The 16,038-nt window shown below is 39.2% G+C and carries 9 protein-coding genes; 1 reads left to right on the forward strand and 8 read right to left on the reverse strand.

Annotation, left to right across the window (positions count from 1 at the left end; genetic code table 11):
- Positions 1-150 precede the first annotated feature (150 nt).
- A complete protein-coding gene (gene pdxY / locus CLV62_RS06535) occupies positions 151-975 on the forward strand; it encodes a pyridoxal kinase (protein ID WP_110309983.1) in 825 nt (274 codons plus the stop codon).
- A gap of 103 nt (positions 976-1,078) precedes the next feature.
- Here pdxY and CLV62_RS06540 read toward each other — a convergent pair whose 3' ends face one another.
- The 8 genes from CLV62_RS06540 to CLV62_RS06575 all read right to left on the reverse strand — a co-directional run bounded on the left by CLV62_RS06540 (position 1,079) and on the right by CLV62_RS06575 (position 16,037).
- Positions 1,079-2,395, reverse strand: a complete 1,317-nt coding sequence (locus CLV62_RS06540; RefSeq protein WP_110309984.1) for a TolC family protein — start codon at positions 2,393-2,395, stop codon at positions 1,079-1,081.
- Between the two features lie 29 nt (positions 2,396-2,424).
- Positions 2,425-5,472 carry an efflux RND transporter permease subunit gene (locus CLV62_RS06545; protein WP_110309985.1) on the reverse strand — a complete coding sequence of 1,016 codons (3,048 nt, stop codon included), beginning with the start codon at positions 5,470-5,472 and terminating at the stop codon, positions 2,425-2,427.
- A 93-nt stretch (positions 5,473-5,565) separates the two neighbouring features.
- The gene (locus tag CLV62_RS06550; protein ID WP_110309986.1) at positions 5,566-6,657 is read right to left on the reverse strand and encodes an efflux RND transporter periplasmic adaptor subunit; all 1,092 of its coding nucleotides are present in this window, start codon (positions 6,655-6,657) and stop codon (positions 5,566-5,568) included.
- Positions 6,658-6,918: 261 nt separating this feature from the next.
- A complete protein-coding gene (locus CLV62_RS06555; protein ID WP_110309987.1) occupies positions 6,919-7,734 on the reverse strand; it encodes an SDR family oxidoreductase in 816 nt (271 codons plus the stop codon).
- 145 nt (positions 7,735-7,879) lie between these two features.
- Positions 7,880-9,055, reverse strand: coding sequence for a mannonate dehydratase (gene uxuA, locus CLV62_RS06560; RefSeq protein ID WP_110309988.1), 1,176 nt, complete (start codon positions 9,053-9,055; stop codon positions 7,880-7,882).
- Positions 9,056-9,106: 51 nt separating this feature from the next.
- A complete protein-coding gene (locus tag CLV62_RS06565; RefSeq protein ID WP_110310024.1) occupies positions 9,107-11,230 on the reverse strand; it encodes an alpha-glucuronidase family glycosyl hydrolase in 2,124 nt (707 codons plus the stop codon).
- 143 nt (positions 11,231-11,373) lie between these two features.
- A complete protein-coding gene (locus CLV62_RS06570) occupies positions 11,374-14,025 on the reverse strand; it encodes a glycoside hydrolase family 3 C-terminal domain-containing protein (protein ID WP_170120022.1) in 2,652 nt (883 codons plus the stop codon).
- A gap of 77 nt (positions 14,026-14,102) precedes the next feature.
- Positions 14,103-16,037, reverse strand: a complete 1,935-nt coding sequence (locus CLV62_RS06575) for a sialate O-acetylesterase (protein ID WP_221409221.1) — start codon at positions 16,035-16,037, stop codon at positions 14,103-14,105.
- Position 16,038 lies beyond the last annotated feature (1 nt).

Below are 16,038 nucleotides of genomic sequence, written 5' to 3' on the forward strand. Positions count from 1 at the left end.
AGATAAGTTAATTCAGCTTTCTTTATCAAGTTCTTTGAGAAATAGTATCCGGAGATTATCTATATTCTATATAAAACTTATCTAGGTTTAGATCTTGCTTCTATTTTTTGTACTTTTATGTTATTCTTCGACAGAAATATATTTTAAAAAATGAAAAATAAAATACTATCTATACAAAGTAAGGTTGTATATGGTTATGTGGGAAATAATATTGCTGAGTTAGCAATACAATTACATGGATTAGACGTGATTTCGTTTCCAACAGTTTTTTTATCAGCACATACGGGGCATAGACCTATTCATGGTAAAGCTATATCCAAGGAATTCTTTGAAGACTTAATTCAAGGAATAGAGGAGATTGATGTACTGGACAGTATATTTTGTGCTGTTACAGGATATATAGGCTCTGAGGAAATTCTGCTTTCGTCCTCTGAGTTTATACAGAGAATTAAAAAAGCATATCCTGAAAAATTATATATTTGCGATCCTGTGATGGGCGACATAAATACAGGGTTGTATGTTCCCGAAAGTGTTGCCGCAAAGCTGATGGCTACTCTTATTCCTTTTTGCGATATATTGACCCCTAATTTTTTCGAACTTGAATATATTCTACAGCGTAAAATAACTACAATTGATGAGATTGCAGAGTCTATAAAAATAAATTCGCTTTTGAATAAAAAGATTATTATTGCAACGGGTTGTAGATTGGAAGATACACCGAAAGGACAGATTGAAACTATTGTTATAGACGGAGATAAGATAGAGAGGATTTATTCACACAATATAGATATTGATACTGTGGGAACGGGCGATCTTTTCACTGCTATCTTTGCATCCCAGTTGGCTAAAGGTAGAGATATTGTTGCCGCAACTATAATAGCTTCCGAGACAATATGCAGTGTACTTGGCTATATAGTAGAAAAAGGCATGGATGAAATGAATGCCGAATGTTTATTGAAATATATTAGAGAGTAAGCAAAAAATAATTAGAGTAAGGGTAAATATTTATTGTTGCATTTTATAATTATAACTGTCTCTTGTTATTATACATGCCAGAGTGATAAATAGGTCTGAGACCCTAGTATATGTAGGATAACATTTTTCCACTAAGCTGAATTAATGATATTTCGCAAAGCTTAGTATTATATTGTGCTTCTATAAGCCGATCTTCGGCTTCTAATAGACTATTCTGTGCTTCACGTAATTCAATACCTGATAGATCTCCTAATTTATAGCGTTCAAGAGCAATAGTATAATTATCCTGAGCGGTTTGAAGATTTTCTTTCTCAAGATTGGTAAGTTCCATGTTATTTTGGTATGCCATCCACATTTTAGAAAGGTCAGTTCTTAAAGAAAGTTCTACTTGTTGGTATTCCAGTTCTTTGTTTTGAACTTCTATTCTAGCATTTTTACGTTTACGCTCTCTATTAAATCCATCAAAAATATTGAATCCTACCGTCACTCCATAGTTGAACCCTAAATTTTTCTGACGGTCAAAAGAACCTACTTCATACATGTTTTGAGTAAACCCGTATCCTGCATTTACTTTTACATAGGGGAAATATTGGCTTTGTATTGCCTTAAGATCAAGAACACTTATATTCTTATCTTTTTTGTATAATTGGAGGAAAACATTTGAAGCCTGTAAGTTTTGCCAGATGTCATCTTTGTTGAGAAATGGATTAAAATCAATGATAGAATCTGTAATCAATAAGGGATGCTCCACATCGTCCATCGCCATCAGTTGATTAATCTGCACACGTGAAGTAAATATAACTTCATTCTGTTTAATCAGCATCGAGCTATCGGCATTGAAGTCGACTTTTGCCTGTTGCAATTCGAGACGTGATCCTGCTCCTATACTATAGCGGGCTTCAACTATTCTAAGACGTTCTCTCGAAAGTTTCACTGCATACCTTAGGTTGTTCAGCCTTGTCTTTTGCTGTATATAGTTGTAATATTCATTGGAAATATTTGTAACGAAATTCTCAATGGCTAGTCTTGTATTAAGGTCTCCTATTTGTTGAAGCTCTTTCAAACGCCCGTAATTAGCTTGAATATTAAATCCGTCGAAGACAGTCCAATCTAAATTAATACCGGCATTCAGAGCTTGATTATGTACGCCGTTATTTTTAGTAATGTCTCCCGAGGTTAAGCGTTGTTCCGTATTATTTACTGTACCCGAATAGCCACTATTCAAGTTTAGATAAGGCAAGTATCCGGCATTACCTATCGTTAAATTATTGTCAGCTATTTTTTCATCATTACGTATAATTCTGATTTGGTAATTCCGGTCTAAACCTATTTCAATGCAGCGTTTGAGATCGAAAACATCTTGAGCAAACAGACAATAAGGTAGTGCGAACAGTAGTATAATAATGTAATGTCTTTTCATAATTCCAAGAATTCAATTTAATCAAAGCTTTAGGCTTTCTCTTCATTTTTTTTAGGCTTCTTTGTTCTGTCAGTAGATATATATAAATACATTACAGGTACAATAAATACGGTGAGGAACGTGGAGATAGTCATACCTCCAATTACGGCAACACCCATTGCTATACGTCCGTTCGAACCTTCTGCAGTAGCTAAAACCAGAGGTAATAAACCCAGTATGGTTGCGAAACTGGTCATAAGGATAGGACGCAGACGTTGTACTGATGCCCCTTGAATGGCTTCGAGCCTACTCATACCTGTCTCTTGACGTTGGTTGGCAAATTCGACGATAAGTATACCGTTCTTGGCAACCAATCCAATCAGCATGATAATACCTATCTGACTGAATATATTCATGGTGATACCCCAGATGTACATAAAAAGTAATGCTCCGGCTATGGCTAGCGGTACGGTAAGCATTATAACCAGAGGGTCTTTGAAACTCTCGAACTGTGCGGCTAGTATAAGGAATATAAGTACTATAGCTAACAGGAATGCAAACATAAGACTTGATGAGCTTTCTCTAAAATCTTTAGAGTCGCCGGCTAATGCCGTACGGAAATTTTCATCAAGAGTCTCTTTTGCTATACGATCCATCTCGTTCAGTCCGGCACCGATCGTTACTCCCGGCGAGAGACCGGCGGATACGGTTGCAGAGTTGAAACGATTGTAACGATATAGTTGCGGAGGTGCCACACTTTCCTCCAGTTCTACTAAATTGTCTAGCTGAATCATACTGCCATTTAGATTTTTCAGATATATAGACTTCAGATCTAAAGGTGTATTTCGTTGTTGACGGTTGATTTCCGCTAATATCTGGTATTGCTTTCCATTCATGTAAAAGTAACCCATCCGTTGTCCGCTCAATGCATATTGAAGTGTTTGTCCAATATCACGTGTGCTGACTCCTAGTAAGGCAGCCTTATCTCTATCTATTTTAATTCGGGTTTCGGGTTTTGTAAATTTCAGATTTACATCAGCCATCTGAAATAAGGGACTTTCATTTACCTTTTGCATGAACAAGGGAATGAATTCTTCCAATTTCTTAATGTTAGGGGCTTGCAGAACATACTGAATAGGCATACTTGTGCGTCGTCCGCCAAAAGTAGATTGTTGTTGTACAAAAGCACGGGCTTCGGTTTCTTTCCTCAGAGGAGCCGAAAGTTCATCTGCTATCTCCATCTGACTTTTTTTCCGGTCTTGAATATCGGGCAATACAACAGTTATATTTCCGCCTCCACTTCGGGCACGCATAATATTCGAAACTCTTTCGGGTACAACAGAATCCACTATTTGAGATATTTTTTCTACATAATCTCTATAGAATTCGTAAGTTGCACCTTCGGGAGCGCTCACCCTTATGGATACTTGGGATCTATCTTCCAAAGGAGCCATCTCGGATGGTATATTTTTTCCAAGGAAAATGATTCCAATAAATGTTATTATTATAATAGGCCACACCAGAAATTTATGTGCAAGAAAATAGTTTAAACCTTTACTATATGCCGAGTTCATTCCTTTGAAGAAAGGATCGGTAACGCGGTAAAACCATCCGGGCTTGTCGTTCCTTTTTAGCAATTTGGTAGCTAACATGGGGGTGAATGTCAGAGCAACAAAGGATGAAATAAGTACTGATCCCGCAATAACCATACTGAACTCACGGAACAAACGACCCGTCATTCCTTCGAGAAAGACAATAGGGAAAAATACAGCTACCAATGTTATTGTTGTTGAGATAACGGCAAACAGAATTTCTTTTGAACCCTCAATACCTGCTTCCAAAGGAGCCATACCCTCTTCAATCTTGATATAAATATTTTCGGTGACGACAATAGCATCATCAACTACTAACCCCACCGCCAAAACGACGGCTAACATAGACAAGACATTAATAGAATATCCTGCAACATACATCACAAAGAAAGCTCCGATCAACGATATAGGAATCACCACACAAGGTACTAATGTAACGCGCCAGTCACGTAAAAAGAGAAATATAATGATTACTACCAGAAGGAAAGCTATATAGATTGTTTCTTCTACTTCGTGGATAGAGGTTCTGATAAATTTAGTGTTATCGAAGGCTATACCAAGCTGAACATCGTCCGGTAAGTCTTTTTTCATCTGCTCCAATCGGATCATTGTCTCATCTGAGATTTCTATCTGATTGGCTCCCGGTTGAGGGATGATGACGACACTTACCATCGGGATACCGTTTTTACGCATAATATTTCTTGGATTCTCGGTACCCAGTTCGGCTGTTCCTATATTCCCGAATCGAACAACATTATAGTTATCCTCTTTAATAACCAGATTATTAAACTCCTCGGGAGTTTCCATCAACCCCAAAGTTCGGATGGATAGTTCTATTTTGTCGCCTTCTATACTTCCTGAGGGTAATTCAACATTTTCCCTGTCGATAGCACTTTTTACATCCATCGGAGTTATTCCGTAGGCTGCCATTTTTACAGGGTCGAGCCATAGGCGCATAGAATATCTATGTTGCCCCCATATTTCAACCGCACTAACATTCGGAATGGTTTGTAGGCGCTCTTTAATGGTGAGCTCTGCAATCTCACTCAATTCAAGCAACGATCGCTTTCCGCTTTGAACGGTCATCTGTATGATAGGGTTTGCATCGGCATCGGCTTTCGATACAGTCGGAGGGTCGCAATCGTTAGGTAAATATCTTTGAGCACGTGAAACCTTGTCTCGTACATCATTGGCGGCTGTTTCGAGATCGACATTCAGCTCAAATTCTACCGTAATATTACTTGAACCCTGACTACTGCTACTAACAAGTGAACGAATACCGGGAATGCCATTGATATTTTGCTCCAAAGGTTCGGTTATCTGACTCTCTATGATTTCAGCATTTGCTCCCGGATAAGATACGCTTACTGTAATAATAGGATTATCTATATTGGGATATTCACGAACCCCCAAATATGTGTAACCGATCATCCCTAAGATAAAGATGATCAGCATAAATACCGTTGATAGAACGGGGCGTCGTATACTTAATTCCGAAATGGTCATATGGCTGTAAACTTTTGATCGTAATTTGAAAATAACAATTCAGCTATTTTTTCTGTAGATAAGAAACTACAACAAGATAATTGGTGATGCACTTCAATTTATATTATCAAGGGTAACAGGCATTCCATCCCGTAATTGCATAACTCCACTTACAAGAAGGGTATCTCCCAATTTTAGCCCGTCTAAGACCTGAATTGAAGAAGCTGTTCTCATTCCTTTTTTTAATTCTACCTGATGAGCCTTTCCTTCTTTATAGATATAGGCAATATCTCGTCCCATTTCGGCAACCGTTGATAAACTGGGAATAACCAACGTGTTTTTGATTTCCTGTAATTGTATTTCAATATTAGCAGAGTGCCCCGGCTTTAATTTTCCTCCTTCATTTTGGTAAATGGCACGGGCTTTTAAAGTAAGTGTCTGCTTGTCAAGATTGGACTCAATAGCATATACCGAAGCTTTATATTTGTTGAGGTCGTTATCCAAGGTGAAAATAAGGGGAGTTCCTGCCTTTATATCATTAGCTTGTCTTTCGTTGACTGAAAATTCAATTTTAAGAGGTGAGATTTTTGTTAGCTTAGAGATAATTGTTGAGGAGGTAGCGTAAGCACCTTCACTCACAAGGCGTAGTCCGATAACACCTGTAAAAGGGGCTCTTAATTCTGTCTGAGCTATTTTTGATCTTACCAGCTCTATATCGGCGTTTAATTTACCTAATTCGGTGTTTACCGATTCGTATGCTTCCAGACTTACTGCGTCTTTTGCCAGAAGTGATTTTTGCCGAAAAACACGATCTTCAGCCAGAGGTTTTTGGGCTTCTAGTTTTTTTAGTTCAGCTTGTAATGGACTGTCATTTACTTTGGCTAACAAATCTCCCTTTTTGACAGAGGATCCTTCTTTAAAATAAATTTCAGTGATTTTCCCTGAGGTTTCGAATGCTAAATCAACTTCTTCATCGGGAATCAATATTCCCTTTGTTCGAAAAACGTCATTAAGATTCTCAAATTTTAATATTACTGCATTTACATTCAGCGATCTTTGTTCTCTACTTCCTCCTTTATTGCTTCCTGCGATTAGAGAATCTCCTTCTTTTGAAAGTAACATGTTTTTTATATTGGGATAAAATGCCATTCCGGCAATTATCAATACAATAGCAATTATCAGTGCAATTTTAGCCTTTTTATTCATAAATATAATCAGTAAGGGACAAATATGTAACTAACGTAAGTTGTTTGACAAATATAAAAACAAAAGGTTTAATTGGGTATTCGATTTTATTACTTTATTTTATTATTCAGAGTTTATGTTCAAAAAGAAAAGGTATTACGAATATACTTTGTGCCTACATTTTGTGTTCTTTGTGATTTTTATGTTGAAAAAATACATAAAACAAAAACCGCCTGTTATCGGTATTGACAAACAGGCGGTATCATTTATTATATAAGTATATTACACTCCGCTAAAAGCCGAAAAACCACCATCTACAGGAAGAACCACCCCTGTAATAAAACTGGCGGCAGGGCTACATAGAAACTGTACAGCTCCGTTTAATTCGGTAATGTCTCCGAAACGATTCATAGGTGTTTTAGCTAAAACCTTTTGGCTTCGTTCAGTTAAAGACCCATCGGGATTGATAAGTACAGCCCTGTTTTGATCACCGATAAAAAATCCGGGAGCAAGTGCGTTTACGCGAATACCGTCTCCATATTTCAAAGCCATTTCAGTAGCTAGCCATTGAGTGAAATTGCTGATTCCTGTTTTTGCTACCGAATAACCGGGTACACGTGTAATTGCCGAATATGCAGCCATAGAAGAGATATTTATAATGCTTCCGCTTTTTTGTTCGGACATCACTTTTCCGAATACCATCGACGGATACACCGTTCCATTGAGGTTGAGGCTGGTGACTTTTTCCCAGTCTGAAATTTTCATATCGTGAAATGCTTGATCGGGTGCTAGTGTCGCTCCGGGCATATTTCCACCTGCTATATTCAACAGTATATCGATACGTCCCCATTTGGCAAGAATCTCCTGTGCCACTTTTTCTAGGCTTTCTATATCGAGCACATTACCTATAATTCCGATTGCTTCGCCTCCAATATCGGTCAATTCTTTGATTCTTACATCGAGTTGTTCCTGACGTATATCAATGGCTACTACTTTGGCTCCTGCCTCTACAAAACTTTTGGCTATGCTGCCTCCAAGAACACCTCCTGCTCCTGTAATAACAGCTACTTTTCCTGCAATACTAAATATTTCGTTCATCTTATTTTTATTTATTAGAGTTTATATTCATTAGAAACACAAGGAACATCATATTTTAAACGCAAAGACACAAAGACGCAAAGTCTTTTTGCTCCCTCTCAGTAGGAGAGGGTTGGGGTGAGGTGCTCTTTGCATTTAAGCTACATTATTTAATTTTCAAATCATCATTTACAACAGCCATTACACCATCCAGTTGTGCAAGGGCATACATACGCCCATAAAAAGAGTAACCGGGATTATACCCTTTTTCACCATCGTCCAACATCAAACGACCGTGATCTACACGCATGGGTAACGCCGGGTTTTCTTTCTCGAATACTCTGACTACATCTATCAAATGTCCTCTGCCTTCCAAGTGGGGAGCTTCTATAAAATTGCCATCTTTCAGAACGTCCGTACTGCGAAGGTGCACAAAGTGGGTGCGTGAAGCAAATTTTGCAGCCAGTTCGGGTACGCTGTTATGTATCCCTGAACTTAGAGATCCTGCACAGAATGTCAATCCGTTATGAGGATTATCAACAGCTTTCAATATCCAGCTTATATCATCTCCACCGGTCACGATACGAGGGAGCCCCAACATCTGATAGGGTGGATCGTCGGGATGCACACACATATTTACACCGTACTCTTCACAAACAGGCATTATCTGCTCTAGGAAATATTTCATGTTTTGGCGTAATGTATCACGGTCTATGCCATCATAGAGCGAAAGCAGGCGTTTAAAAATAGCTACGGGGTTTTTGTCTCCTTCTTTGATATTACCGTTTATAAAACCTTGTGTCTTTACGATAATGGTATCTATCAAAGCCTCTTTTTCGACTTCGGTTATCGTTTTGCCCAGTTCTTTTACCCGTGCTAATTCTTCGGGTGTGTAATCTTTCTCAGCACCTTCGCGTTGAAGAATATAGCAGTCGAAATAAGCAAATCGGGTTTTGTCGAAATAAAGGGACGAAGTACCGTCTTCCCAAGGATATTCGAGATCGGTACGAATCCAGTCTATTACGGGCATAAAGTTATAGCACACCGTTTTAAGACCTGCTTTGCCCAGATTTGCGAGACTTATCTTGTAGTTTGCGATCAATCTGTCTCTGTCTTCTCCTGCATATTTGATAGCTTCGCTAACAGGTAGGCTTTCTACTACCGACCATCGAAGCCCTGCATCTTCAATATATTTTTTCAGATCGAGAATAGCTTCTAAAGTCCAGACTTCGCCATTGGGTACATCGTGCAGTGCCGTGACTATGCCTTCTACTCCTATTTGCCTGAGCACCGGTAAGGTTATTTTATCTTTCTTACCAAACCATCTCCAAGTTTTTTCCATGATTTTAATAGTAATTATATAATGCTATATTTTTATTAGTCGTGCCAACCCTTAATTGTGATGCTTCATATCCAGTTTTATCTTTTTTAAATCTTCCAGTTTATGTACAGGTGGTTCTATATCGGAAGGGATAGGACGTTTAGAAAATGTTTGAAAATAAAGCAAACATGCATCTTTCCACCAAACGGCATCTTGTGATTGTATTTCTAATTTAGATTTTACATCATTGAAACGTTGTTCGTCGATATAAGGTTGCATTTGCCTCCATGTTTGCTGAAAGCTTCGGGTTTGTTGGACCCCCGAGTTGTATTTATAACACAACTCATCCCACATAATACGTCCGTTTTTCATTTTATAGCTCCAAGGTATATAATGGAACCAAAGTAGTAAATTTTCGGGACAACGGGAAGCATCATTATAAATTTCTTTCAGAGGTGAGAAATATTGAGAAACAGCGTTGCTTCCTGTAATAGAACGATCAAACCCAAGTCCGACAGAGTCGGCATTGTGATAGTACCAAGGCATCCAATCGGGTCGTCCACCCGGCACATCTCCCCAAGGTTCTGGTCCATAGTGATGCCCGAATGCGAAAATATGGTGTAAGCCCATCGGCATCATGTAATCGACAACAGCTTCACGAGATGCCAGCATGATATCTTTTACAGGATTAACGAAACCATTGTCTTTCGAAAAAGTCATCTTTATCCATTCATCCGCAATTTGTTTCGAGGTAAGTTGATGATCCCAAGCCAAACGACCGAATGCGTACCAATTGGATTGTGCGAAATGATGTCCGCACCAGTTGGTATCTTCGCCGATATTGGCAACGGCTGCAATAGCCGTCAGTTTATGAGGACGCAAAGTACCATCCGTTATTTTAGCAATAGTTGAGCCTTTTCCGTTGGCATATGTATCGCTATCGAGCGTTTCTTTGAATAGGGGTGCTAAATAAGCCAGATGATTCGAGAATCCGAGATACTCTTGTGTAATCTGAAATTCTACCATTTCGGGTGTTTTCTGCATAGCTCCAAACAATGGGCTGAACGGTTCACGAGGCTGAAAATCAATAGGTCCGTTTTTGATCTGAATGATTACATTATCGCGGAATTGTCCGTCCAAAGGCATAAACTCCAGATAGGCTTGTTTTGCCCTGTCTTCGTTGCTTGGGTTATAAACAAATGCACGCCACATAACAATTCCGTTATATGGTTTTAGGGCATCAGCCAACATATTAGCTCCATCGGCATGAGTACGCCCGTAATCTTGTGGACCGGGCAATCCTTCGGAGTTGGCTTTTACCAAAAATCCTCCGAAGTCGGGAATGATACTGTATATTTCTTTCGCTTTATCGTTCCACCATTTAATAACCTCTTTATTTAAGGGGTCTGAATTGGGTAATCCTCCCAATTCTTTAGGTGATGAAAAGTTGACAGCCAAGTATACTTTCAAACCATAGGGACGGAATATATCAGCCAAAGCTTTTACCTTATGAAGATATTCTTTACTCAGAATTTGAGGGCTTGCATTGACATTATTCAAGACCGTTGCATTTATTCCTATTGAAGCATTTGCACGTGCATAAGCTTCGTATCGGGGTGATAAAGTATTGGGTAATTCATCCCATTTCCAGAGCGAATATCCGGCGTAGCCACGTTCGACAGTTCTATCCAAATTGTCCCAATGATTGAGTATCCGAATATCATATTTTGGTTTCTCTACGATATTTATAGATGCTGATAATTGATTTGTTTGGATCAACCGCAGAAAATGGAATACTCCGTAAAGTACTCCTATATCTGTATTTGAAGCAATGGTAATACTTTGTTTGCCTCCTTTGTTTATATTTCGGATAATATAGCCGTCATTACCTAAATCGTCGAAATCTTTAGAGGATATAACAGAAGTAATGTTTTTACTTTTTGAAGTACCGATAACCAAAGAACCAGCGTCGGTTGTTTTACTTGTTTGTATGTCCTTTCCTTCAAAAGATTGCCATGCAATATTTAGCTCCTTAAGAGCTTTTTCTAAAGTTGGACTGGTTTCGTCCATCGTTACTGTCGAAAAATCATAAATAGCTTCAGGTGGAGTATACCTTAACCACAATTTGCTACCGTCTTCCGCAAAAAGCGAAGAAGAAAGTATAGCAAGAATAAAGGTGTTTATTATATATTTCATAAGCATTAAGGTTTTAGACCTGTTAAATTGAGAATAGTGGGCAGAGATTTGCCTGCCCATGCTATTAAGAAATTCTAGTTGTAGGGGCAGACCTGTGTGTCTGCCCGCTGTGGGTGAACACATAGGTTCACCCCTACTGAGAACTAGTCTTTAATATAAAAGGTATTTCCTGTAACCTGAACTTCTTTCTGAACCACTTGTTTTGAACTGATAGCTTTGCTGTCGGGCTGTTTTCCACCTACCGAAAGTAATACTTTTCCGTTTGAAACCTGAGCCAGATTTTCTTTGTCACGTCCTGCCATTTGCTTTGGCGTAACGGTAAACTCAACGGTTTTAGTTTCGCCGGCTTTTAAGTGAATACGTTTGAATCCTTGTAAAGCTCTGATTGGCGTTTTCAGTTTACTGTCCGGTAGAGAAACGTATAGCTGAACCACTTCGTCGCCGTCCATTTTGCCTGTGTTTTTCACATCTACCGAAATGGTGATATTGTCTCCAGACTTAATTGTTTCGGGTGCATTTTTGACTGTATATTCGAAAGTGGAATAGCTTAATCCATATCCGAATTCATACAAAGGAGCACCTTTGAAGTAGCGGTACGTTTTACCCGTCATATCATAATCGCTGAAAGCAGGTATTTGCTTGATGTCTTTGTAGAATGTCAACGGCAGACGTCCGGCAGGATTATAATCGCCGAAAATAATATCGGCTAAGGCTGTTCCTCCCTCTTGTCCGGGATACCATGCTTCGATGATGGCAGGCATATTCTCGGCTTCCCAATTAAATGCTAATGCACTACCGTTCAAAAATACCAATACGGTTGGTTTTCCTAATTTATGAATCTCACGAATCAGATCGGTTTGTGTACTTGGCAATTTTATATCCAAGCGGTCGCCACCTGAAAAGCCTTCTACTTTTACAGGCATTTCCTCACCTTCTAATAATGGGCTTAGTCCCATACAAAGCACTATCAGATCCGATGATTTAGCCAAATCGATAGCTTCCTGTTTTAAGTTCGGTTTTGGTGTACCCCAAAGCAGACGCATAATAGCATACTCAGTATTATCCTGAACGTATTCTAAGCGGACATTATAGGCTTTGCCACCTTCGAGTTTCATCAATTCGTATACTTTGCGAGGATGATGTACATCTTTCCATTTGGTTACTAAAGAGTCATTCAAATATAAATTAAATCCAGAAAAACCTTCACCACCTAAAGCATATTCACCCGATGTGGGAGGTACAAGTACCCCTGTCCATCGTACCGAGAATTGATCGTATTTCATATCTTTGAAAGGAGCAGTTGTCCACCAGATAAAATCTATATTCGGATCGACTTGTGTATGTGCAGCTTTTCCCTCCCATTTGATATTGGAGAAATATTCAGCTTTAAGACCCTTTTGCGATTTACTTGCATCCGTAAACAAGTATTCGGAAGGGATAGCTTCAAAGTAGGGGAGTTTTTCAGCTAAAGCACAACCTTGTGCGTATATCACTTCGGCATTCGGCAGTTTTTCACGTAATCCCGTTAATGGTGTTTTAGGTTTAGTAGGGTAGCCGTTGTAGTTTCCTAGCAGTACCTCCAAGTCATCTGCATTTGGTCCTATAACAGCTACCTTTTTCACATCTTTGCTGAAAGGCAAAAGATTATTTTCATTTTTCAACAATACCATTGATTTTCTCGCGGCATCTAACGATAAAGCCTGATGTTCTTTGCTTTCCACCACATCATAAGGTATTTGGGCATATTTTACATCTTTATCGTTATCCATCATACCTAGTTTAAATAAGGCTAGAAGTACACGGTGAACCGAAACATCTATTTCAGCTTCGGTAATTAAGCCTTGTTCAACCGCAGATACCAAGTGTACATAAGTATCACCGCAATTGAGGTCTGTGCCTGCTTTAACTGCCATTGCCGCTGCTTCTTCGGGGGTAGCTACTACATGATGAGCTTTTTCCTCATAAAAATCGCGAATTGCCCAGCAATCTGAAACTATATATCCTTTGAATCCCCATTTTTCGCGCAGCATACTTTCCAGAAATTTATTGCCGCAACACGGTGCTCCCCTGAAACTTTGATAAGCACACATCACCGAATATACATGAGCATCCTGTACGGTTCTTTTAAAATGAGGCAGGTATGTTTCTTCCAAATCGTAATCGTTAGGCCATACATCAAACGAGTGGCGCGTCGATTCGGGTCCGCTGTGTACAGCAAAGTGTTTGGCGGTAGCCACTAATTTAAGGTATTTAGCGTCATCACCCTGCAATCCTTTGATGAAAGGAACAGCCAGTTCAGCCGTTAAATAGGGATCTTCGCCGTATGTTTCCATTCCCCGTCCCCAACGCGGATCACGGAAAATGTTAATATTCGGAGTCCAGTAAGTTAATCCTTGATAAATGCCCCGTTTACCTCTCGAAGCGTATTCGTGATGTTTGGCACGTGCTTCGTCCGAAATGGCATCCGCAATACCGAACATTTCTTCACTATCCCACATGGCAGCCATACCGATTGCCTGCGGAAAAACGGTTGCTTTACCCGAACGGGCGACACCATGCAGGCACTCGTTCCAGAAATTATGGGCAGGAACACCCAGACGTTCTACGCCGGGACAATCGTACCGCAACATATTTACTTTCTCCTGTAACGTCATACGCGATACAAGATCGGTTGCTCTTTCTTCAAAAGAAAGAGAAGTGTCCTGATAAGGTTCAATCTTTTTGCTGTTGCATCCCGTTAATGTAAGGATGCTTAGTGCAAGCAAAAAAGGTTTTAAGTTTTTAAATACTTTCATAATTATCATTATTAAGGTGTGATACCTATTGTTATTTACTGTTTATATCTATATGAATAATAAAAAGGTCTGTGACCTTACCAATTATCTGTTCTGAATGGGCTGGAGGGAAGACTTTCTTTATTCCGTAAGTTAGCTCCTTCGGGATTATCTGCCCAAGCATATCTTACGGCAACGGGATTTTTCACTTTGTCGCTCGATACAATAATTTTATTTCCTTCAATTTTAGCATCTGCCCAAACAAATTGTTTGTCTTTTCCTGCAATAGCAAAGCCTTTGAGTTTTTCGTTAGCGGCAAAACCATTTCCGATTTCTTTAAATGAAAGAATTATTTTATCGCCTTCTATAACCATGTTATTATATACAGGTGCTGAACTTATAATCTTTTTATCTCCGTAAGCGATTTTCATGGCGGGAAGAGCCAGACGGTATCCAACCTCTTTTTTCTTTAAAGGATGAACATCGTTCCATTCCCCTAAATCTATGGTGACTGCCATTCCTGTATTTGGAATTTCTAGTACTTTAGATTGTGCCTCTCTTAACATAGCCCAATTGCTTTCGGAGGGTTGTTTCTCAACTTTCATAAAGTTGGGAAGCTGCGTTATAATGAATGGTAAATCAGGTTTGTTCCATTTTGTCCGCCAATCATTGATTAACGCCGAAAGCATGGTACTATATTCAGCGGGTCTGGATGTATTTGCTTCGCCTTGGTACCAGATAACGCCTTTTATAGGGTAATTAATCAATGGAGCTATCATGCCATTGTATAGCCCCATAGGGTTATACTGGAAAAATGTCTGGGGTTTTAAAGGACTCATTTCCGCCCCTAATTTATATTTCCATTCTCCTGTGAGGTTTATAAGTTCATCTCCTACAATAATTTGATACGGTTTATCTTCTACGAAACCTCCTTTTCCTATGGAATTAATAACACGTAGGGTTACGGAGTTTGTACCTTCGTGAAGAAGCCCCAAAGGGATAGTGTAAATACGGGGAGGGTATTGATAAGAAATTGTTCCTACAAATTCTCCATTGATGTATGTCGAATCGCTATCCACAATACATCCTAAACGAAGTACGGCAGGTTTACCGACCATCGAAGCGGGAACTTCAAAGTCTTTACGAAACCAAAATGATCCGTTTATATTTCCGACTCCTTTATCTGCCCAATATCCGGGTAAACTGATTGTTCCCCAATCGGACGTATTCAGATCACTTTTAAACCAATTGGATACGCCTTTATCATTTTTATTTAAAGTAGAATACCAATTGCTTTCCATCTTTTTTTCTCTGGTTCGAATGCTGTCTATATAGCCGGCTACCGCAAATTGATCGGCTATTTGTAAATAGGACGGGAATTGTTTTAGGGCATCTCTGCTAAGCCATGCTTCAACGGGCGATCCCCCTACACTCGAATTCAATAAGCCGATAGGTACTTTGTATTTATCATATAATTCTTTGGCAAAGAAGTAAGCGACTGCCGAAAAATCGAGTATATTTTCAGGGGTTGCCGATTTCCACGAACCGCCATTTATGTCGTCACTTACTCCTGTGAAGTTGTACTTTAAAGGAGTTTTCAAATGACGGATATACGGGTTGTTTATCAGACTGACTTCATCCTTATACAAATCTAATACCCTGCGGATAGGAGTTTCCATATTCGATTGTCCCGAACACAGCCATACATCGCCAATCAGAATATCATTGATCGAAATATTATTTATTTGCATCTGATATGGACCTCCTGCTTTTTGTGGAGGGAGCGTAACTTCCCATTTTCCGTTTGCATCGGCAGTCGTTTTGTATGACTTGTTCAAGAAGCTAATTTCAATACTTTCTCCTACCGAAGCCCATCCCCAGAGTTTTAGCTCCGTATCTCGTTGTAAAACCATACCGTCGCTAATCAGTGCCGGAAGTTTTACAGATGCTCTGCCGTTAACAACGCAAAATAAGGTGAGCAGCATTAAAAATGCTACCCGCCTCGTTGGTATATATTTATTTATGGTTTTCATT

This window comes from Indolivaga alginatilytica, from assembly GCF_003201355.1.
GTDB classification, from domain to species: domain Bacteria; phylum Bacteroidota; class Bacteroidia; order Bacteroidales; family Dysgonomonadaceae; genus Dysgonomonas_A; species Dysgonomonas_A alginatilytica.

Excerpts from the sequence above, each read along its gene's own strand:
- CLV62_RS06570 (WP_170120022.1), bottom strand. The coding sequence starts at position 14,025 with ATGAAAGTATTTAAAAACTTAAAACCTTTTTTGCTTGCACTAAGCATC.
- CLV62_RS06540 (WP_110309984.1), bottom strand. The coding sequence starts at position 2,395 with ATGAAAAGACATTACATTATTATACTACTGTTCGCACTACCTTATTGT.
- uxuA (WP_110309988.1), bottom strand. The coding sequence starts at position 9,055 with ATGGAAAAAACTTGGAGATGGTTTGGTAAGAAAGATAAAATAACCTTA.
- CLV62_RS06575 (WP_221409221.1), bottom strand. The coding sequence starts at position 16,037 with ATGAAAACCATAAATAAATATATACCAACGAGGCGGGTAGCATTTTTA.
- pdxY (WP_110309983.1), top strand. The coding sequence starts at position 151 with ATGAAAAATAAAATACTATCTATACAAAGTAAGGTTGTATATGGTTAT.
- CLV62_RS06565 (WP_110310024.1), bottom strand. The coding sequence starts at position 11,230 with ATGAAATATATAATAAACACCTTTATTCTTGCTATACTTTCTTCTTCG.
- CLV62_RS06555 (WP_110309987.1), bottom strand. The coding sequence starts at position 7,734 with ATGAACGAAATATTTAGTATTGCAGGAAAAGTAGCTGTTATTACAGGA.
- CLV62_RS06545 (WP_110309985.1), bottom strand. The coding sequence starts at position 5,472 with ATGACCATTTCGGAATTAAGTATACGACGCCCCGTTCTATCAACGGTA.
- CLV62_RS06550 (WP_110309986.1), bottom strand. The coding sequence starts at position 6,657 with ATGAATAAAAAGGCTAAAATTGCACTGATAATTGCTATTGTATTGATA.